At 74.2% G+C, this 19,435-nt stretch carries 16 protein-coding genes; 7 read left to right on the top strand and 9 right to left on the bottom strand.

What is annotated here, in order from left to right:
- Positions 1 to 1,301 precede the first annotated feature (1,301 nt).
- A complete protein-coding gene (locus tag ACFHW0_RS22590) occupies positions 1,302 to 1,940 on the top strand; it encodes a TetR/AcrR family transcriptional regulator (RefSeq protein WP_088998297.1) in 639 nt (212 codons plus the stop codon).
- A gap of 65 nt (positions 1,941 to 2,005) precedes the next feature.
- On the top strand, positions 2,006 to 2,233 hold the full coding sequence (locus ACFHW0_RS22595) for a DUF3107 domain-containing protein (RefSeq protein WP_088960194.1): 228 nt from the start codon (positions 2,006 to 2,008) through the stop codon (positions 2,231 to 2,233).
- Between the two features lie 60 nt (positions 2,234 to 2,293).
- Here the strand turns inward: ACFHW0_RS22595 and ACFHW0_RS22600 are convergent, their stop codons facing one another.
- Positions 2,294 to 2,947, bottom strand: coding sequence for a ferritin-like fold-containing protein (locus tag ACFHW0_RS22600; protein ID WP_416610556.1), 654 nt, complete (start codon positions 2,945 to 2,947; stop codon positions 2,294 to 2,296).
- A gap of 316 nt (positions 2,948 to 3,263) precedes the next feature.
- Here ACFHW0_RS22600 and ACFHW0_RS22605 point away from each other — a divergent pair, with 316 nt between their 5' ends.
- From ACFHW0_RS22605 to ACFHW0_RS22620, 4 genes are all read left to right on the top strand, one after another.
- A complete protein-coding gene (locus ACFHW0_RS22605) occupies positions 3,264 to 4,925 on the top strand; it encodes a DEAD/DEAH box helicase (RefSeq protein WP_416610558.1) in 1,662 nt (553 codons plus the stop codon).
- A gap of 175 nt (positions 4,926 to 5,100) precedes the next feature.
- A complete protein-coding gene (locus tag ACFHW0_RS22610; RefSeq protein WP_416610560.1) occupies positions 5,101 to 6,303 on the top strand; it encodes a class I SAM-dependent methyltransferase in 1,203 nt (400 codons plus the stop codon).
- A gap of 112 nt (positions 6,304 to 6,415) precedes the next feature.
- A complete protein-coding gene (locus tag ACFHW0_RS22615) occupies positions 6,416 to 7,261 on the top strand; it encodes a DUF4328 domain-containing protein (RefSeq protein WP_416610562.1) in 846 nt (281 codons plus the stop codon).
- 172 nt (positions 7,262 to 7,433) lie between these two features.
- On the top strand, positions 7,434 to 7,850 hold the full coding sequence (locus ACFHW0_RS22620) for a helix-turn-helix domain-containing protein (protein WP_091627481.1): 417 nt from the start codon (positions 7,434 to 7,436) through the stop codon (positions 7,848 to 7,850).
- Between the two features lie 186 nt (positions 7,851 to 8,036).
- On the opposite strand, the gene ACFHW0_RS22625 is transcribed toward ACFHW0_RS22620, so the two are convergent.
- Positions 8,037 to 9,116 (bottom strand): hypothetical protein, encoded by a 1,080-nt coding sequence (locus ACFHW0_RS22625; protein ID WP_416610564.1) that lies wholly within the window; start codon positions 9,114 to 9,116, stop codon positions 8,037 to 8,039.
- Positions 9,117 to 9,380: 264 nt separating this feature from the next.
- On the bottom strand, positions 9,381 to 11,579 hold the full coding sequence (locus ACFHW0_RS22630; protein WP_416610566.1) for a DEAD/DEAH box helicase: 2,199 nt from the start codon (positions 11,577 to 11,579) through the stop codon (positions 9,381 to 9,383).
- Between the two features lie 287 nt (positions 11,580 to 11,866).
- Between ACFHW0_RS22630 and ACFHW0_RS22635 the strand changes: the two genes are divergently transcribed.
- On the top strand, positions 11,867 to 12,712 hold the full coding sequence (locus tag ACFHW0_RS22635; protein ID WP_416610597.1) for a hypothetical protein: 846 nt from the start codon (positions 11,867 to 11,869) through the stop codon (positions 12,710 to 12,712).
- Between the two features lie 158 nt (positions 12,713 to 12,870).
- Here the strand turns inward: ACFHW0_RS22635 and ACFHW0_RS22640 are convergent, their stop codons facing one another.
- From ACFHW0_RS22640 to ACFHW0_RS22665, 6 genes are all read right to left on the bottom strand, one after another.
- Positions 12,871 to 13,998, bottom strand: a complete 1,128-nt coding sequence (locus tag ACFHW0_RS22640) for a branched-chain amino acid ABC transporter permease (RefSeq protein WP_416610568.1) — start codon at positions 13,996 to 13,998, stop codon at positions 12,871 to 12,873.
- On the bottom strand, positions 13,995 to 14,885 hold the full coding sequence (locus tag ACFHW0_RS22645; RefSeq protein ID WP_311413119.1) for a branched-chain amino acid ABC transporter permease: 891 nt from the start codon (positions 14,883 to 14,885) through the stop codon (positions 13,995 to 13,997). Before ACFHW0_RS22645 ends, ACFHW0_RS22640 begins: the two co-directional genes overlap by 4 nt.
- Positions 14,885 to 15,649 (bottom strand): ABC transporter ATP-binding protein, encoded by a 765-nt coding sequence (locus ACFHW0_RS22650; RefSeq protein WP_416610570.1) that lies wholly within the window; start codon positions 15,647 to 15,649, stop codon positions 14,885 to 14,887. The genes ACFHW0_RS22645 and ACFHW0_RS22650 overlap by 1 nt, the downstream gene beginning before the upstream one ends.
- On the bottom strand, positions 15,649 to 16,392 hold the full coding sequence (locus tag ACFHW0_RS22655) for an ABC transporter ATP-binding protein (protein ID WP_416610572.1): 744 nt from the start codon (positions 16,390 to 16,392) through the stop codon (positions 15,649 to 15,651). Before ACFHW0_RS22655 ends, ACFHW0_RS22650 begins: the two co-directional genes overlap by 1 nt.
- A 6-nt stretch (positions 16,393 to 16,398) precedes the next feature.
- The gene (locus tag ACFHW0_RS22660) at positions 16,399 to 17,598 is read right to left on the bottom strand and encodes a substrate-binding domain-containing protein (RefSeq protein ID WP_132230839.1); all 1,200 of its coding nucleotides are present in this window, start codon (positions 17,596 to 17,598) and stop codon (positions 16,399 to 16,401) included.
- Between the two features lie 633 nt (positions 17,599 to 18,231).
- On the bottom strand, positions 18,232 to 19,356 hold the full coding sequence (locus tag ACFHW0_RS22665) for a glycerophosphodiester phosphodiesterase (protein WP_416610573.1): 1,125 nt from the start codon (positions 19,354 to 19,356) through the stop codon (positions 18,232 to 18,234).
- Between the last annotated feature and the right edge of the window lie 79 nt (positions 19,357 to 19,435).

A 19,435-nucleotide genomic window follows, 5' to 3' on the forward strand; every position in this document is an offset into this window, starting at 1 on the left:
GGCTCCGCGCCGAAGCCACGCCCGCCCCGCTCGTGTCCGCTGGCACCCGCCGTGCGGTCCTGATCGAACCCACCCGCCGTGCGGTCCTGGTCGAAGCCGCCACCCGTGTGTTCCTGGCCGAAGCCGCCCGCCGTGCGGTCCTGGTCGGTGGCGCCCGGCGTCCGTTCGGCGCGGGGGGCGCCCGGGGCGCGGTCCTGGCCCGGCCCGCCGGAGGCCCGTTCCTGGCCGAACTCCCCCGCTGCGTCGTCCGCGCCGGAGGCGACCGGGGCGGGGCCCCGGTCCTCGCGGAAGGCACGGTCCGCGCCCAGCGCGCGGTCGACGCCGGCGACCCGGTCGCCGGTGGTCGCGCGGTCGCCGGTGGCGGGCGCGACATCGACCGGGCGCTCGATGGGCGGGCGCTCGGTGGGCGGCGGGAAGTGGCGTGGGTCGGACGCCGACGGCTCCGGCGCGTAGTGGTCGCTCCAACCGCGCGTCGGGCCGGCGGCCGACGGCGGCTCGTCGGCGGCGGCACGGTCACCCGTCGGGGCGTGGAAGCCGGGCGGCACCTCGAAGCCGCTGGCGGCGGTGCCCACCGGCGGGACCTGGACGGCGGGGGGCGCCGACGTCGGCAGGCCCGGCTCCGACCAGCGGTTCTGGCGGCCGGCCGACGGGCCCTCGGAGGAACGCCGGACCGGACCGGACTCGGGGTCGGTGAACCCGTGCTGCGCCCGCGGCGGCTGCTCGGCCGTCGGCGCCGGGCGCTGCGCCGGCACCACCAGCCGGTCGTTGCCCGGGTCGCGGCGCTGTTCGCCGAGGACGCCGGGCGGGGCGCTCACCGGGGCCTGGCGGTTGACCGGCGCGTCGTCGGCGGCATGGTCGACGCCGTTGGCGTGGTGGCCGTTGACCCGGGCCGGCGGCTCGGCCCCGGGCGGCAGGCCGGGCAGCGGTGGCGGCAGGTCGCCGTGCCGGGGCGACGAGGCGGCCCAGCCGGGGGTCGGCTCGGGCGGACCCCACGGCGAGGCCGGCTCGCGAGGGCTGGAGGTCTCCCCGCCCCGGGACCAACTGGCCGCCGGGGGCGCCCACCCGCTGCCGGAACGGGCCAGGTCGTCCTGCGGACCCGTCCCGTCGCCGTGCTCTCCCGGGGTGGCGGCACCGGGTTGCCCTGTTTCACTCACCGCGCGCTCCTTGGTCGCCCCCGCTGAGGCTACCGTGTGGTGACAGTGGCGATAAGTTACAGCGGCGGGCCAATTCCGCGACGGGTCCCCGGGCCCCGACCGGTTCGGGTGAATTGCCGGCTCGTACGAAGAGACTCGGAGGTTCCCATGACCGCTGTGGGGAACGGTGCCCAGACCGCCGGCCGGCCCACCCGCCTGCCCCGTTCCGCGCGCCGCAAGCAGCTGCTCGCAGCGGCCCAGGAGGTGTTCGTCGCCCAGGGCTACCACGCGGCCGCGATGGACGACATCGCCGAGCGGGCGGGAGTCTCCAAGCCCGTGCTCTACCAGCACTTCCCCGGCAAGATGGAGCTCTACCTCGCCCTGTTGGACACGCACTGTGACGCGATCCTCGCGAAGGTCGACGACGCCATGCGCGGCACCAACGACAACAAGGAGCGGGTCGGCGCGTCGGTGCGCGCGTACTTCGACTTCGTCGACCACGAGAGCGAGGCGTTCCGCCTCGTCTTCGAGTCGGACCTGCGCAACGACCCGGCGGTGCGCCAGCGCGTCGAGCGGGTGGAGCAGGGCTGCATCGCGGCGATCACCGACACCATCATCTCGGACACCGGGATCAGCCGGGCGCACGCCGAACTGCTCGCCTCCGGCCTGGTCGGCGCCGCCGAGACCGCCGCGCAGTTCTGGCTGGCCCGTGGGCGGCAGCTGCCCAAGGCCGAGGCGGAGGCACTGGTCGCGGCGCTCTCCTGGCGGGGCATCGCCAGCTTCCCGCTGCAAGGTGAGTCAGCCTGAACATCCGGCCCCGAGATCGGATAGCCTTCCCATCGGCGGCTCTTTCGCCCGAATGAGGAGGCACAGTGGAGGTCAAGATCGGCGTGCAGTACGCGCCCCGCGAGCTGGTCCTGGAGAGCGCGCAGTCGCCGGCCGAGATCGAGCAGATCGTGACCGACGCCTTCGGCAAGGACGAGGGCACCCTCTCCCTGACCGACGAGAAGGGCCGGCGGGTGATCGTGCCGGTCAACAAGGTCGCCTACGTCGAGATCGCCGAGGCGTCGCCGCGCGCGGTCGGGTTCACCGTCCGCTGAGTGGTCCGGTCGGCCGCGACGGGTGACCCGACGATCGCCCGTCGCGGACGCCGGCCGCGGTCAGTTGTTCAGCCCGGCGGCGGCCATCCGCGTGGCGTGCGCCGCGGTCAGCCGCCCGAACAGCCCCGGCACGTCCACCCGGCCGCTCTGTGCCACGAGTGCGGTGAGCGTCCCCCGCTCGGCGGCGGCCACCCGGCCGGCCTGCGACAGCGCCTCGCCGACCAGTCGCCGCGCCCACATCGAGAGCCGGCCGGCCACCCTCGGATCGGCCTCGACGGCCGCCCGGATCTCGGCGACGGCGAAGTCGGCGTACGACGAGGGGTGCAGCACGTCGAGGACGAGCTGACGGTCCGGCTCGGCCAGGGCCGCGGCGATCTCCCGCAGGAAGTCGTCGGTGATGGCGTCGCCCACGTACGCCTTCGTCACCGCCTCCGCCCAGTCCCTCGGCTCGGTCGAGTCGTGGTACGCCTGGAGCGGCTCGACGTACGGCGCCATGGCGTCGTCGGGAAGCACGCCGAGCGCGGCCAGCCGGTCGGCCAGCCGCCGGTAGTTGCCGATCTCGGCGGCGGCCATCTCGCCCAGCGCAGCCCGCCGGCGCAGGTCGGGGGCGAGCCGGGCGTCGACGGCCATCCGTTCGAAGGCGAGCAGCTCACCGAAGGCCACCAGGCCGAGCAGGTCGACGACGGCGCGGTGGGGCAGATCGGTCGCGGACACGAGCGCAGGCTACCGTCCGCCGGCAACCGGGCTGAAAGTGACACAGTTCACACGGTTGACCCCCGGCGTGGCGCGTGCACATGGAATCGGGACGCCTCCAGGTCGGTTCAGGTAGCATGGAGCAGTTGCCACGGGCGCCGACCTGACCAAGGCTGATCCCAGCGATCAGCCGGCCCGGTCGAAGTGTGAGGCCCGCGGCGCGCGTGCGGCCCGGTCCGGCGAGGCATTCAGCCGCCGACCGTGTGGCCCGCGCCACACCGAACGCGCCCTGAGGACATGACGGGGCGCACCCACGAGAGGGCACCCCCAAATCCATATGAGCGAGCTGACTCAAGACCTCATGGACGGCCAGGAACTGGCCGCCACCGCTCCGGTGCGCCCGGAGGCACCCACCTTCGCCGAGCTGGGCGCGCGTCAGGAGACCGTCGACGCGCTGGCCGCGGCCGGCATCACCCGCGCCTTCGCCATCCAGGAGTACGCGATCCCGATCGCGCTGCGCGGCATCGACATGATCGGCCAGGCGCCCACCGGCACCGGCAAGACCCTCGGCTTCGGCGTACCGCTGCTGGAGCGGGTGTTCGCGCCGGGCGAGGGCAGCGACGGCGTGCCGCAGGCCCTGGTCGTCGTACCCACCCGTGAGCTGGGCATCCAGGTGGCCAAGGACCTCGCCGCCGCGGGCCGGACCCGGGGCGTCCGGGTGCTGCCGATCTACGGTGGCGTGGCGTACGAGCCGCAGATCGACGCGCTGCGCAAGGGCGTGGAGATCCTGGTCGGCACCCCCGGCCGCCTGATGGACCTGCAGAAGCAGAAGCACCTGCGGCTGGACCGGGTCCGCGCGCTGGTGCTGGACGAGGCCGACCGGATGCTCGACCTGGGCTTCCTCGACGACGTCGAGAAGATCCTGGCGATGCTGCCGGAGGACCGGCAGACCATGCTCTTCTCGGCGACCATGCCGGATCCGATCGTCACCCTGTCCCGGCGCTTCCTGCGCCAGCCGATGACGATCCACGCCGGGCACACCGCCGAGACCGGGCCGTCGCCGCAGACCGAGCAGCTGGTCTACCGCACCCACTCGATGAACAAGGTCGAGATCGTGGCCCGGATCCTCCAGGCGGAGGGGCGCGGGTTGACCATGATCTTCACCCGCACCAAGCGGGCCGCCGACCGGGTCGCCGAGGACCTCGACTTCCGGGGCTTCGCGGTCGCCGCCGTGCACGGTGACCTCGGGCAGGGCGCGCGCGAGCGGGCGCTGCGGGCGTTCCGCGCCGGCAAGATCGACATTCTGGTCGCCACCGACGTGGCGGCGCGTGGGCTCGACGTCAGCGGCGTGACCCACGTCATCAACTACGACTGCCCCGAGGACCAGGACACCTACACCCACCGGATCGGTCGTACCGGCCGGGCCGGGGCGACGGGCGTCGCGGTGACCTTCGTCGACTGGGACGACATGCCCCGCTGGCGGATCATCGACAAGACGCTGGGCCTGGAGATGCCGGAGCCCGCGGAGACGTACCACACGTCCCCGCACCTCTACACCGACCTGCACATCCCCACCGACGTCAGCGGCACCCTGCCGACCGCCGAGCGCACCCGCGCCGGGCTGTCGGCCGAGGTCGAGGAGGACCTCGGCGGCGGACGGTCCCGTCGGGGCGAGGGCGCCCGGGGTTCCCGGCGCGGCGAGCGCGGTGAGAGCCGTGGTCGTGGCGAGCGCCGCGCGGGCCGCGCCGGCGGTGCGACCGACGCGCCGGAGGCCGACGCGCCGGCCGACGCCGCCGAGGAGGGCTCCCGCGTCCCGCGTCGCCGTCGGCGTCGCCGCGTTGGCGAGACCGTCGCGGGCGAGCCGACCACGGTGATCACCGCCGAGGCCACCGACGCCCCGGCCGCCGCCGAGGGCGAGGCCCCGAAGCCCCGCCGCCGTCGGCGCCGTCGTGGTGGTGGTTCCGGCGCCGGTACGCCGGCCGAGGCGACCGCCGACTGACCGACGAAGTCACCCGAGATCCCCCGGACCGGTGCACCCGGTGCCGGGGGATCTCCTCGTCCGGGCCGTGACCCGCCGGCCGGGCGGACGCGACACCACACCGGCAGGCCTGCGTCGGACACCGCCGCCGGACCGCGTGCCGGGAAGACCGCCGGTCGACCAGGAAGATGGAGCAATGCCCGAACCGCTGGACGCCGCCCTGACCGAGGTCCGGGCACTGCTGCTCGACCCGGCGCTCACCCGTGCGGTGGCCGCCGGACGCCGCCGTGGACACCGCCCCTCGGTGGTCCGCGCCGAACTGCGGCCGGTCGCGCTCAAGGCGGGCCCCCGGTTGCAGATCTCCACCTCCGACGGCTCCCGCCCGTACACCCGCAACGTGGCCCCCGGCCCGGAGGCCGACGCGGCGGTGGACGCGCTGCTGGCCGAGCCGTTCGGCAACTGGCACGTGGAGACGGCCGCCGCGACGCTCCAGCTGCGGGTCACCAAGTCCGGCGAGGCGCAGGTGCACCGGGCCGCCGCCGTCCGGCCCGCCGCCGAGCCGGGCGGGCACGACCGGGCGAAGGAGTACCTGCTCGATCCCGGCGACCCGATCTTCGCCGAGATCGGCGGCTCGGCGGCGAAGCGCCGCCAGGTCGACGCGTTCCTGCGGGCGCTGGCGGCGACCCTCCCGGACGACCTGACCGGCCCGCTGCGGGTGGTCGACCTGGGCTGCGGCAACGCGTACCTGACCTTCGCCGCGTACCGGTGGCTGGCGCAGCGGGGCGTCGACGTCGAGCTGGTCGGCGTGGACGTCCGGGAGGACCAGCGGCGACGCAACACCGAGCTGGCCGAGCGGCTGGGCTGGGCCGACCGGGTCAGCTTCGTGGCCGGCACGATCGCCGACGCCGTCGTGGAGCCCGCCCCCGACCTGGTGCTGGCCCTGCACGCCTGCGACACCGCCACCGACGAGGCGCTGGCCCGGGCGGTGCGCTGGCAGGCCCGCTGGGTGCTCGCCGCGCCGTGCTGCCACCACGACGTCGCGGCCCAGCTGCGTGCCCGGCCGGCCCCGGCCCCGTACGAGCTGCTGACCCGGCAGGGCATCCTCCGGGAGCGCTTCGCGGACGTCCTCACCGACGCGCTGCGGGCCGGTCTGCTCCGGCTGCACGGCTACCGGGCCGAGGTGGTGGAGTTCGTCGACTCCCGGCACACCCCCCGCAACCTGCTCATCCGGGCACGACGCACCGGCACCGCGCCGACCGCCGCCCAGCGGACTGAGTACCGGGAACTGGTCGAGCAGTGGGCGGTCACCCCACGGCTGGAGGCGCTGCTGCCGCCGGCGCCCGCGGCGAACACCGCCTCCGGCGCCCCGGTGCCCGACGACGTCGCGGCCGCCCGCTGACCGGACGCCACCCGAACCGCCCGCCGGTCAGCGCGTGGTTCGTCGGGGCCGCCGTCCAGCCCATGATCGTCTAGTCTGCGGCGTCACCTCCGCCTCTTCCTGGACGGCCACCATGCGATGCCAGACCTGTGGGGACGCCACGTCCCCCGCCATCAACGAGTGCCAGCGCTGCCGGACACCGCTCGGCCAGCCGGCGATCGCGCCGGGGGTGCCCACCTATTCCGTCGGGGGCCTGGGCAGGGCCGCCGCGATCGCGGTCGGGGCGGCCAGCCTGCTCTACCTCCCCGGCGGGCTGTTCCCCGTGCTCGGCGTACGGATGGCCCGCGCAGCCGCCGAACGCAGCGACCGCGACCTCCTGCTGGGCGCGGTGGTCGCCGAGGTGCTGCTCACCCTGGTCTACCTGCCGGCGGTGCTGACCGCCACGGTACTGGTGATCATCTGGACCTGGCGGGTACGGACGAACCTGGAGGCGTTCCCGGGAGCTGTGCCGACGCTGAGCCCGGCCTGGGCCATCGCCGGTTGGCTGGTGCCGCTCGCCAACCTCGTCGTGCCGGCCCGGGTGGTGTCCGACGTGGCTCGCAACAGCCTCTGGCGGCGAACCACACCGGCGCTGGTCGGGCTGTGGTGGACTGCGTGTCTGGTGTTCGTCGGCGGGGAACGGATCGTCACCTACCTCGACGAACAGCGGTACAGCCGGCTGACCGAGTGGCCCCGCAGCGAGACGGAGTTCGCCACGTACGTCCGCTACTACCAGGACGCGCTCGGCCCGCGCGTGATCCCCGTGGTCGCCTGCCTGATCGCGGGGGCCTCGTTCATCGTGCTGATCCGCCGGATCTCCGCCGCCCAGCAGGAACGGATTGCGAAGGCAGTCCCGCTCCGGCCCGGCCGTCCCGGCGGGATCGTGCCGGATCCGGCCTCGGCGACGCCGCCGGCGGTGGCTGGCACGACCGGGACATGACGGAACTGGCCGGCCCGAGCGGCGGCCTCCGGGTGTGATCCGCGCCATTCCGGAGGGCGGAACATCCCATACACGAGACGGTCTGGTCGGTCAGTCAATTGTTTCCTTACCTTTCCGTACTACCCTCAAGGGCGCACCGCCGGGTGCCGGCCGGGAGGGAAGACCCGCAGGGATGGGTTCCGTAGAGGTTTCGCCGCAGATGGCCTTCGCACGTTTCGTGCGGCGCGCCATCGACGACGCCCGCGAGGAACGCGGCTGGACCGTCACCGACCTGGCGTCCCACACGGGCGTCGGTCGGTCGACCGTGTTCCGTTGGCTCGCCGGGGACTGGCAGGACTACCCCGAACTGGCGAAGGTGCGCGGCTTCTGCGCGGCACTGGACCTGCCGGTCGCGGCGGCGTTCCGCGCGCTCGGCCTGCCCGACGCCGGTCCCGCGCCCCGCCGGCGCGTCGACGACGGCCCGGTCGAGGCGGACGTCCGGGTGATCCTGCAACGGCTGGCCGACCCCACCGTGCCGGCCGAGGAGAAGCACCACATCCGCGACCTGCTGCGCTACCTGGCCCGCCGCCCCATCCGCCGCGCCGGCTGAACACTCCACCGGCGCAAACGCGCCCCACCCGATCCACCGTGCCGCCGATCCACCGTGCCGCCGCCAGGCCCCCTCCCCGGCTTTCCCCCGGTGATCAGGACGCCATGGACGCTACCCGGCGCTCTCGACGTCCACGGCGTCCTGATCACCTTGGCTGATGCGGCCCCGGGCCGGCACCCGGCGAGGTCAGGGCACGGTGAGCGTGAACTCGGCGGTCCGCACCACGCCGGCGACCTGGAAGTCCAGGTAGAGCCGGTACCGGCCCGGGTCGGGGGCGGTCACCCAGAACGTCACCGCGCCGTCGACCGGCTGCGGTTCGGGGTGGACGTGCAGGTAGCCGAGATCCCCCTCGCGCAGGGCGACCAGGTGCCCGTACGCGCCGAGGTAGCGCTCCAGCGCCGGACGCCCGCCGGCCGAGTCGACGCGGAAGGTCAGCGGAACGGTCACGCCGGCCTGCGGGGTGCCCTGGTAGCTGACGGTGAACCCGTCGACCGTGGCCGAGGACGCCGGTGCCGGCAGCGGCCTCGGCTGGTAGCCGCCCGGCGCGGCCAGGTCGACCCCGAGGGTCACGGCGGTCTGCCGGCCGTCGTCGGCGAGCGCGGTGAAGTCGGCGTACGCCCGCCAGACCCCCGGCTGCGGCAGGGTCAGCGGCACCGACCAGGTGCCGTCGGCCGCCATCGTCGGGTGCAGGTGCTGGTAGCCGGTCAGGTCGCGGCGCACCACGATCAGGTGCATCGGCTTGTCGTGCACGACCGCGAACCGGGTCACCGGGCGGCGTTGCGCGTCGCGCACCAGGAAGCGCAGTTCGCCCGCGCGGCCGGCGGTGAACGCGGTGGCCACGGGGGTGAGCGTGTAGCCCGCCGAGCTGATCGAGAGGCCGGCGGCCTGCGCCGCCGCGGCCTGGTCGACGCCGTGCTCGTGGGCGCCCGTGCCGGGCGCGTGGCTGTGGCCGGTGAGGGCGCTGTCCGCTCCCGCCGCCCCGGGCGGGCCGCCGCCGTCGAGGCGACCGAGGCCGAAGCCGAGCAGGACGGCGAGCACCAACCCGCCGACGACCAGCGCCAGCCGGACGGTGCTCCGGTCCGGCACGGCCGACACGTACTCCGCCTCGGCGGGCGCCTGCTCCGACGAGGCCGGGGCAGCACCCGACGCGACCGGCGCAGCGCTCGGCGCGGTCGGCACGCGGTCCGGCGCGGCCGACGCGTGGTCCGGCGCGGCCGACACCCGGTCAGGCACCGCCGCCGTCCCGGTCGCGAACGGGCTGCTCATCGGTCATGCCGCCCACGCTACCGCCCGTGGGCACCGCACCGGCCCGCCGGTGGCGCGGCGTGGCGACGGTCGCAGTCCGCCCTCGCCGGGAACTTTCCCTGCCGGTCCGGCCACGACGTCGCCGCCGCTCGGGCCCTCTGCGCGGCGGCATCGGCGGGTCGGGCACGGCCGACAGCCGACGGGCGGCCGGCAATCCGGCGCCGGGCGGCGCCGGGCAGTGGGCGGACGACCGGCGCCGGGCTGTGGCGGGCGGCGAGGGGTGACTCAGCCGGCCACGGCCAGCGCGAGCGGGAGCACGTCGGGGGCGCCGGCCCGGCGCAGCTCCCGGGCCACCATCGTCATCGTCCAGCCCGAGTCGACCAGGTCGTCGACGAGGAGCACCGGTCCGTCGAGCCCGGCGAGGGCGTCGGCCAGCTCGTCCGGCACGGCGAAGGCGCCGTGCAGGGCGCGTACCCGCTGGGCGCTGTTGCCGCGCGGGCCGCCGGCCGGCGCGCCCGTCGGCGTCACCTGGCCGAGCAGCGACAGCCGGCCCACGGCGGCGATCCGCTCGGCCAGCGAGCCGACCAGCCGGGGCCGGCGGCGCGAGCCGACCGCGACCACACCGACCGGGCGGCGCGGCCACCGCTCGTCGCCGTGCGCCCACGCCTTCAGCACCTCGACCACGGCGGCGGCCACGTCGTCGGGGACGACGGCGTCCGCCGCCTCCGGCCCGGCCAGGTCGCGCAGCCGGCCACCCCACCCCAGGTCGGACAGCCGCCCGACCGCACGCCCCGGCAGCGCCTGCTCCGCCGGGGCGATCCGCCCCTTCAGGGGTACGCCCACCGCCTCCAGCCCGGTCGGCCAGAGCTTCTTCGGCGTGATCTCCACCCCGGGCCGGCCGAGGAAGGTCTGCGCGGCGGTCAGCGCCACATCCGACACGTCGGCCGTGAACAGCGGGCCGGCGCAACGGTCGCACCGGCCGCAGTCGGCGGCCCCGGCGTCGTCCAGGCACTCGCGCAGGTAGCGCAGCCGGCAGTCGGGGGTCCTCGCGTACTCCCGCATGGCCTGCTGCTCGGCGGTGCGCGCCTCGGCGACGCGGCGCAGCCGGGCCTCGTCGTAGACCCAGGGTTCCCCGGTGGCGAGCCAGCCGCCGCGCACCCGGCGGACCGCGCCGTCGACGTCGAGCACCTTGAGCATCAGCTCCAGGCGGGCCCGGCGCAGGTCGACGATCGGTTCGAGCGCCTGGGTGGAGAGCGGGCGGTCGGTGCGCAGGGCGGCCAGGACGGCGCGGACCTGCTCCTCTGGTGGGAAGGCGAGCGAGGCGAAGTAGCGCCAGATGGCGGCGTCCTCGGTGCCGGGCAGCAGCAGCACCTCGGCGTGCGCGACGGCCCGGCCGGCGCGGCCGACCTGCTGGTAGTACGCGATCGGCGACGGCGGCGCGCCGAGGTGCACCACGAAGCCGAGGTCGGGCTTGTCGAAGCCCATGCCCAGCGCGCTCGTGGCCACCAACGCCTTGATCTTGTTGTCCAGCAGGTCCTGCTCGGCGGCCCGCCGGTCGGCGTCCTCGGCCTGCCCCGTGTAGGAGGCGACGGCGTAGCCCCGGGAACGCAGGAACTCCGCGGTCTCGCCCGCCGCGGCGACCGTCAGCGTGTAGATGATGCCCGAGCCGGGGAGCCGGTCCAGGTGGTCGGCGAGCCACGCCAGCCGGTACGCCGGGCTCGGCAGCTCGACCACGCCGAGGCGCAGCGACTCCCGGTCCAGGCTGCCGCGCAGCACGAGGGCGTCGCCCAACTGCTCCGCCACGTCGGCGGTGACCCGGGCGTTGGCGGTGGCCGTGGTGGCCAGCACCGGGGTGCGCTCGGGCAGGTTGCCCAGGAAGGTACGCAGCCGCCGGTAGTCCGGCCGGAAGTCGTGCCCCCAGTCGGAGACGCAGTGCGCCTCGTCGACCACCAGCAGGCCGGTGGTGGCCGCCAGCTTCGGCAGCACGGTGTCGCGGAAGTCCGGATTGTTGAGCCGCTCCGGGCTGATCAGCAGCACGTCCACGGCGCCGGCGTGGATCTCGGCGGTGATCTCGTCCCACTCGTCGAGGTTGGCGGAGTTGATGGTGCGGGCCCGGATGCCGGCCCGGGCCGCCGACTCGACCTGGTTGCGCATGAGCGCCAGCAGCGGCGAGACGATCACGGTGGGCCCGGCGACGCCGTCGCCGGGCTGCGCCCGCTCGCGCGGCGGCGCGGAGGCACCGCCCTGGTCGCCCCCGGGCGGCGGGGCGGCGCCCTGGTCGCGCTCGCGCAGCAGGGCGGTGGCCACGAAGTAGACCGCCGACTTGCCCCACCCGGTGCGCTGCACGCAGAGGACCCGACGGCGGTCGACCACCAGCGCCTCGATCGCCCGCCACTGGTCCTCCCGGAGCCGGGCGTGCTCGCCGGCCAACCGCCGCAGCACCGCCTCGGCCCGCTCCCGTACCGCCGTCCGATCCTGGCTCATCCGGCATTTCTACCAGCTACGACGGACGTTCCCGCCGGGCGAGAGCGGACGGGCGGCCAGGGACGTCGCGTCCGCGTCGGTCCGCCGGCCGGCGACGGCCGCGTCCGGCGTCGGGACGGGCACCCGGCACCCGGGGAGGAACCGCACGGCCGGCCGGAAGCCGGACCGACGGTGGTGATCCGCCGTTCCGGGCACGTACGGCCCCAGGGCGCAGGCCGGCGGCTGACGGTGACCTCGTGCCAAGATCTGCGGCGGCGACAGTCCAACTAGGAAAGAGAACAATGCGAATCACGCGACGAACCGGCACCGCCGGAAGGGTCCGGCGGGCCGCGACGGCCGCGGCCGCCCTGCTGGCCGTGACCTCCCTGGTGGCCGGATGTGGCGACGACGACGCCCAGGACACTCCGGCGGCCTCCTCGCCGGTCCCGTCGGCGTCCCCGTCGGCCAACCCGAAGAGCACGCTCCTGGCTGCGGTACCGGACGAGGAGGACCCGGCCTTCCGGTTCAGCGGCAGCGACCCGACCGGCGTCGTCACCGGCGTGGTGGACCCGGCGGGCAAGGGCATGGACCTCACCGTGACCGAGAAGGACGAGGAGCTCGACTTCACGATGAAGCTGTCCTTCCGCCTGATCGAGCAGCGTTCCTGGATGAAGGTGAGCTTCGACGGCGCCGACGAGCTCAGCAGCATGCTGAAGCTGCCGAAGAAGTGGATGGAACTGGACCACGCGAAGCTGACCGACCCGGCCAGCGTGCCCTACTACGAGGGCGCCGACCCGGGCAACACCGGCGCGATCCTCGGGGCGGCGGGAGACACCGTGACGGACCAGGGCGGCGGGACCTACACCGGGACCGTGGACCTGACCCACGGCGAGCACGTGCGCCAGGCCATGGCGGACGCCGTGGACGTCGACGCGCTCGGTGCCGCGGCGAAGACGATCCCGTTCACGGCCGTCGTCGGGGCGGACGGGAACCTCACCTCGCTCACCCTGGAGATCCCGGCGGCCGGCAAGAACAAGGCCACGAAGTACGTCGTGAAGTACTTCGACTTCGGCAAGGCCCCGAAGGTCGCCGTGCCGACGGGCAGCCAGGCGCAGAAGGCCCCGGCGTCGGCGTACGAGCTGCTGAACGGCTGACGTACGAGGACACGGGCAGACGGGGTCGCGGTCGCACGAGGGGGCCGCGGCCCCGTCGCGTACGCGTTGGCGCTCCCGTCCACGCGCAGGCCCCGCCGAGGACGAGGCGTCGCCGGGCGGCGGCAGCTTCGTCATCGGCGGGGCCTGAGCCCGCGCCGTCAGGGGCGGCGGGACGGGGCGCGCAGGGAGTGCCGCAGGAGCGCCAGGCGCGGGGCGAGGCTGGCCAGGCCGCCGGGGAAGAAGTAGACGGCCAGGATGAAGACCGTGCCGAGCACGAAGAGCGGCTGGGACAGCGGGTTGCTCAGGAACGCCGGCAGGGCCTCCACCGCGTCGGACGTGCCGAACGCGACCAGCCGGTGGTCCAGGTACATGTAGAGGATCCCGCCGATCACCGGGCCCCACCGGGTGCCCGGCCCGCCGAGCACGACCATGACCAGCAGCGCCAGGGTCCACTCGGAGGAGGTGATGTGCGGCGAGGCGCCGCCCACGATCAGGACGTAGACCGCGCCCCCGGCCGCCGCGAGGCCGCCGGCCAGGGTGAACGCCACCAGCTTGAACCGGTACGGGTCGAGGCCCAGCACGCCGATCCGCCGCTCGTCGTCGCGCAGGCCGGCGAGCACCCGCCCGGTCGGCGAGCCGGACACCCGGTGCACCACGAAGACCACCACGACCAGGTACGCCAGCGCCAGCCAGTAGAGGTTCACGGTGTTCGTGACCCCGACCAGCCCCTCGGGCAGCCCGGAGACGTCCAGCGGCAGCCCCTCCTCGCCGCCGGTGAGCCCGCCGAAGTCGCGGGCCACCAGGATCGCCCCCACCTGGGCGAAGGCGAGCGTCACCATGGCGAACGCGATGCCGACCGTACGCAGCGCCACCGCGCCGAGCAGCGCGGCGAGGATCGTCCCGCCGGTGATCGCGAGCAGCGCGGCCTGCCACAGCGGCAGTCCCGCCTTGGTGACGAGGATGTCGGTGCCGTAGACGCCGGCGGCGAAGTAGAGGGCGTGCCCGAAGGAGAGCATCCCGGTCCGCCCGAAGAGCAGGTCGTACCCGGCGGCCAGGCCGCCGAAGACCAGGCAGACGGCGAGCAGTTGCAGGGTGCCCGGGGAGTTGAGCGCCCCCTCGAAGACGCCCGGCAGGTGCAGCGTGGAGTAGGGCAGGATCAGCGCGACCAGCAGCGCGACCAGCGGCAGGAACGGGCGCAGCCCGTGCCACCGCCGGCGCCCCGGCGTCAGCTCGTCGGGCACCGCCGCCGGCGGCGCCGGAACCTCGGGGCTCTTGACCTCGGTCATGCCGTTGCCACCTTTCCGGCGATGCCCTGCGGGCGCAGCAGCAGCACCACGGCCAGCAGCGCGACCACGCAGATGTCGCCCAGCCCGGAGGTGCCGTAGTAGTTGACGAACTGTTGGGTCAGGCCGACGGCGACCGCCGCGTACGCGGACCCGATCACCGAGCCCATCCCGCCGATGACCACGACGATGAACGCGAAGATCAGCAGCGAGCCGCCCTGGCCGGGCGAGACGGTGCCGAAGTAGACGCCGCCGAGCGCGCCGGCCAGCGCCGCCGCCGCCCCGCCGATCGCGAAGACCAGGGTGAACGCCTTGCGCACGTCGATGCCGAGCGCCGTGACCATCTCCCGGTTCTCCACGCCGGCCCGGATGATCAGGCCGTAGCGGGTCCAGCGGAGGAAGGCCAGGATCGCGCCGAGCACCAGCACCGCGGCGATGATCAGCAGCAGGCCGCCGTTGGGCACGTTGGCGCCGAGAATTCCGGTGACCTGCCGGGTCCACTCGGGGCGCGGGAACGGCCGGGCGTCCGCGCCCCAGGTGGCCTGGAGCAGCGCCACGCCGGCCAGCGAGAGGCCGACGGTGACCAGCACCTGCTCGATGGTGCGGGAGTAGAGCGGCCGGATCAGCACCAGCTCGACGAGCACCGCCACCAGCGTGCCGGCGGCCACCCCGAAGGCGACCGCGACCACGAAGCCGAAGCCGTCCGATCCGGCGCCGGGCAGGTTGCCCGCCGCCCACCAGGTCCCGTACGCGCCGACGCCGAGGAAGACGCCGTGTGCGAAGTTGAGCACATCGGCCAGGCCGAAGACCAGGGAGAGCCCGCTGGCGACCAGGAAGTAGAGCGCCGCCAGGCCGAGCCCGGTCAGCGTCAACAGGATGACGGTGTCCATCAGTGCTGGTCCTTCCGCGCACCGGCCGGCGTACCGGCGGGGTGATGCCCCTCCGCTGAGCCCACGCCCAGCAGCGACTTGGTCAGGGCGGTTTCCAGCAGCAGTTCCTGCGCGTCACCGGTCCAGGCGACCTGGCCGGCGGCCAGCACGACCGCGTCCCGGGCGAGTCGCCGGACCACGGCGAGGTTCTGCTCGACCAGCAGCACCGGCACGGACTCGGAGACCCGTTCCAGCACCTCGGCCACCTCGGTCACCACCTTCGGCGCGAGCCCCTTGGTCGGCTCGTCGACCAGCAGCAGCCGGTTGTCGTTGAGCAGCACCCGGCCGATCGCGAGCATCTGCTGCTGCCCGCCGGAGAGCGAGCCGGCCCGTTGCCGTCCGCGCCGGTCCAGCTCGGGAAAGAGCGCGAAGACCTTGTCGTACGCCGGGGTGCTGCCCCGCCGCTCGGCGAGCCGGAGGTTCTCCGCGACGGTGAGCCCGGCGAAGACGCACCGGTCCTCCGGCACGTAGCCCAGCCCCCCGCGGACCAGCCGGTGGGTGGGCCGGGCCAGCAGGCTCTGGGCGCCCATCCGGACGGCGCCCCGCACCTCGCCGGCGGGCGGGGTGAGGCCGACGATCGCGCGCAGCGTGGTCGTCTTGCCCACGCCGTTGCGCCCGAGCAGGACGGTGACGCCGGTCGGGGCGACCGTGAAGGACACCCCCTGGAGGATGTGCAGCCCGGCGATGCGGACCGACAGGTTCTCCACGCTGAGAATGGGTTCCACTAGAGCGACTCCCCCAGGTAGGCCTCTTGCACGGTGGGGTTGGCCATCACGGTCTCCGGGGTGTCGCAGGCCAGCAGCGCGCCGTGGTGCATCACGGCGATCCGGTCGGCCAGCTCCAGGATGACGTCCATGTGGTGCTCGACCATCAGCACCGACCGGCCGCTGTCGCCGGTGAGCGAGCGGATCACCGAGACCAGCTCGGGCACGTCCTCGGCGCTGACCCCGGCCATGGGCTCGTCGAGCAGCATGACCCGGGGCTCCCCGGCGAGCAGCAGGGCGATCTCCAGCTTCCGCTTCTCGCCGTGGGCGAGGGTGCCGGCCAGCGCCGTACCCCGGTGGGCGAGGCCGACGCGGTCGAGCGCCGCGTCGGCGGCGGCGGCGACCTCCCGGTCGGCCGCCGCCCGCCGCCACAGCTTCATCGAGCCCCCGCGGTGCGCCTGCACGGCGAGCCGGACGTTCTCCCGCACGCTGAGCGAACCGAAGACCGAGGATGCCTGGAAGGTACGGCCGAGGCCGAGACGGGCCCGCTTGTGCGGCGGCAGGGAGCCGATGTCCCGCCCGTCGAGGGTGATCCGACCTTCCGTGGCCCGGCGTACGCCGGTGATCAGGTTGAACAGTGAGGTCTTGCCGGCGCCGTTGGGCCCGATGACGCCGAGGAACTCCCCGGGCGCCAGGTCGAGGTAGACGCTGTCGACGATGGCGACCTCACCGATCCGCCAGGTCAGACCGCGGGTGGCGAGCATCCGGTGTCAGCCCTTCATCGCCACGGCCGGCGGCGCGGACTCGTCCCCGGTCAGCGCCTTCTGGGCGGTGGCCGTGAACGCGGTGCCGCTGCCGGACAGCTTGGCCTGGAACATCGGCTGGAGCAGCGCGTGGTCCTCGGCGCGGATGGTCATCTTGCCCTTGACCCCGTCGAAGCTCCAGCCCTCCAGCGCCTTGACCATCTTCTCGACGTCGTCGCCGCCCTCTTCGATGGCGCGGACGACCATCTGCGCGGCGGCGAAGCCGTCCGGGTGGAACAGGTCGACGGTGCCGACCTTGGCCTTCAGCGCCTTCACGGCCTCGTTGTCGGAGGCCCCGTCGAAGTAGTGCGACAGGAAGGAGATCTTGCTGCCGGCGGCACCGAAGGTCGGCCACGAGGCACGGATGTCCAGGCCGGTGACGACCGTGGTGGAGGAGAGCACGCCCTGCTGGTCGAGCGTCTGCCACATCGCGGGGGCGGTGGTGCCGGCCCAGGCGACGAAGAGCAGGTCCGGCTTGGCGGACTTGATCTGGCTGGCGAACGGGGTGAACTCGGTGGCGCTGGCCGGCGCCCGGACGCTGCTGACGGCCGCGCCCGCGCCGCCGATGACGGCCTTCACGGCCGCCTCGTTGGCGTCGCCGAAGGCGCCGTCCTGGGCGAACACCACGACCTTCTTGCCGGCCGGGTCGCCGATGAAGGACTTGGCGGTGACCACGTCCTGGTACGACTGCCGCCCGGACCGGAACGTGTACTTGTTGGCGCCGGTCACCGCGTCGGTGGCGGCGGGCCCGGAGATGAAGAGGACCTTGTTCTGCGCGGCGATCGGGGCGACCTGGAGGGCCACGCCGGAGGCCGTCGAGCCCGCGATGATCTTGTTGCCCTTGCCGATCAGGTCCTTGGCCGCGGAGACCGCCTTCGCCGGGTCACCCGCGTCGTCGACCTCGGTGACCTCGACGGCCCGGTCGCCCACCTTGTTGGTGCCCTTGGTGGCGAAGTCGAGGCCGGCCTTGAATCCCTCGATGTACTGCTTGCCGTAGCTGGCGAGCGCTCCCGACTGGGAGTAGACCAGGCCAACCTTCACCGGGGCGGCGCTGTCGCCGCCACCGGAGGCGGTGTCCTGCGGGCTGCCACAGGCCGTGGCGGCGAGCGCCGCGGCCATCATCGTGGCGGCGGAGAGGAACACCCGCCGCGTCGTCCGGACCGTCATTGCGACTCCACGTGAGGACTCGGAGGTAGGGAACTCATATGACGGCTCACGCTAGAAGTGACGTCACCCACGGGCTATGTGGTCGAAACACACAAGTAACAGGGGTGGGGTGGTCGAGGGGTACAACGATCACGGCGCGGCAGTGATCTCGCGCGTGCGCGATGGGCGCCCGGGCCATCGACGGAAGTGATGCTGTGTCTCCGCGCGCCACCGATACCCGCCGAATGCCGTATTCCTCCCGCCGCCCGACCGGGTCGCCGCCCGACCGGTTCGCCGCCCGCCGCCCAGGACGACGGGACCACGGGACAACCACCTGCGAGATCTTGGCAGGAAGACGCCCCTGGCGGGGCCGTTCCGTACCAAGATCTCGGGCGTTCGCCGCCTGACACCCCCGTGAGTCACCGGCCGGGGTGAAGAGCCTCGTCTTCTATCGGCCCGCCCCCACAGGTGGGGCAGCTCGACAGCGTCCGCGCGCAGCGACCCCCCGGTACACCTGAATCGCCTACGACATCAGCTCGACAGCCTCGCGAAGCCCGGGTGCCAGCGGCCGGGTGCCTGACACCCCAGACGACGGCGCCGGCCCGCCGCCCCCGGGGAGTGGGGTGGCGGGCCAGCGAGCGGTGACGGAATCGGTCAGCGCCGGACGAGGCCCTCCCGGGCCGCGACGGCGGTGTCCGGGTGGTCGGTGAAGACGCCGTCGAGGCCGAGGCTGAGGAACAGTTCGTACTCGGCCTGGATGTCGCCGCGGGCGTTCGGGTCGGCGCCGATCCGCAGGTCGGCCGGCAGGAACTGGTTCTCCGCCCGGAACGTCCAGGCGTGCACGATCAGCCGCTCCCGGTGCGCGTCCCGGACCAGGGTGGTCGGGGCGAGCAGCCTGCCGGCGGCGTCACGCGGGACGATCAGGTTCTTGTTCGCCCCGACCCCGTCGGCGTACGAGGCGATCCACTTCAGCCCGGCCGGCTTCGCCAGGTCCTGGTAGGTGCGGGCGTCGCCGGCGACAGTGAAGTCGTACGGGCGGCCGGTGGCGTCGAGCAGCTGCGCGAGCCTGACGTCGACCATCCGGTTCAGCTTGCGCAGGTTCGCCGTCTCGAACGACTGGACGATCACCGGAGAGTTCCGGTGGGTCAGCCTGTTGCGCCGCAGCACCTCGACCAGCGGCTCCTCCAACGGCAGCCCGATGGACGCGAAGTAGCTCGGGTGCTTGGTCTCCGGATAGACGCCGATCGTCCGGCCCCGCGCCCGCCCCTCGGCGCGGGCCAGGTCGATGACCTCTTGGAGGGTGGGCACCTGGAACTGGCCGTCGAAGGCGGTGTTGGCCACACGGACCTTGGGCAGCCGCTCCTTGGCCCGCAGCGTCCGCAGCTCCGCGAGGGTGAAGTCCTCGGTGAACCAGCCGGCGACCGCGACCCCGTCGATGTTCTTCGTGGCCCTGCGGGCGGCGAACTCGGGGCGGGCGGCCACGTCGGTCGTACCGCTGATCTCGTTCTCGTGCCGGGCCACCAGCGCGCCGTCGCGGGTGGCGACGAGGTCCGGCTCGATGTAGTCGGCGCCCTGCCGGATCGCCAACCGGTAGGCCTCCAGGGTGTGTTCGGGCCGGTAGCCGCTCGCGCCCCGGTGCGCGATCACCAGGGGCCGGTCCGTCGCCCGGGCCCGCTCGGCGGCGGGCGCCGGGGCGGCCGAGGCGGTCACCGTCGGCACGGCCACGGCTGCCGCCAGCAGGGCGCCGGCCACACCGAGGGCGGAAAGGGTACGTCGCAACGCCGTCTCCTTGTCGTCGAGGAATCCGCCTCAGCAGACACGCCCGGACTGACGGCGAGTTGGTCGGCGCCTGGCCGGC

Origin of the sequence: Micromonospora sp. LOL_025 (assembly GCF_048060285.1) — a bacterium.
GTDB lineage: Bacteria > Actinomycetota > Actinomycetes > Mycobacteriales > Micromonosporaceae > Micromonospora.

Coding starts and splice junctions, on each gene's coding strand:
- ACFHW0_RS22655 (WP_416610572.1), bottom strand. CDS start 16,392: ATGCTCGCCACCCGCGGTCTGACCTGGCGGATCGGTGAGGTCGCCATC.
- ACFHW0_RS22605 (WP_416610558.1), top strand. CDS start 3,264: ATGAGCGAGCTGACTCAAGACCTCATGGACGGCCAGGAACTGGCCGCC.
- ACFHW0_RS22645 (WP_311413119.1), bottom strand. CDS start 14,885: ATGGACACCGTCATCCTGTTGACGCTGACCGGGCTCGGCCTGGCGGCG.
- ACFHW0_RS22615 (WP_416610562.1), top strand. CDS start 6,416: ATGCGATGCCAGACCTGTGGGGACGCCACGTCCCCCGCCATCAACGAG.
- ACFHW0_RS22625 (WP_416610564.1), bottom strand. CDS start 9,116: ATGAGCAGCCCGTTCGCGACCGGGACGGCGGCGGTGCCTGACCGGGTG.
- ACFHW0_RS22610 (WP_416610560.1), top strand. CDS start 5,101: ATGCCCGAACCGCTGGACGCCGCCCTGACCGAGGTCCGGGCACTGCTG.
- ACFHW0_RS22590 (WP_088998297.1), top strand. CDS start 1,302: ATGACCGCTGTGGGGAACGGTGCCCAGACCGCCGGCCGGCCCACCCGC.
- ACFHW0_RS22620 (WP_091627481.1), top strand. CDS start 7,434: ATGGGTTCCGTAGAGGTTTCGCCGCAGATGGCCTTCGCACGTTTCGTG.
- ACFHW0_RS22660 (WP_132230839.1), bottom strand. CDS start 17,598: ATGACGGTCCGGACGACGCGGCGGGTGTTCCTCTCCGCCGCCACGATG.
- ACFHW0_RS22630 (WP_416610566.1), bottom strand. CDS start 11,579: ATGAGCCAGGATCGGACGGCGGTACGGGAGCGGGCCGAGGCGGTGCTG.
- ACFHW0_RS22640 (WP_416610568.1), bottom strand. CDS start 13,998: ATGACCGAGGTCAAGAGCCCCGAGGTTCCGGCGCCGCCGGCGGCGGTG.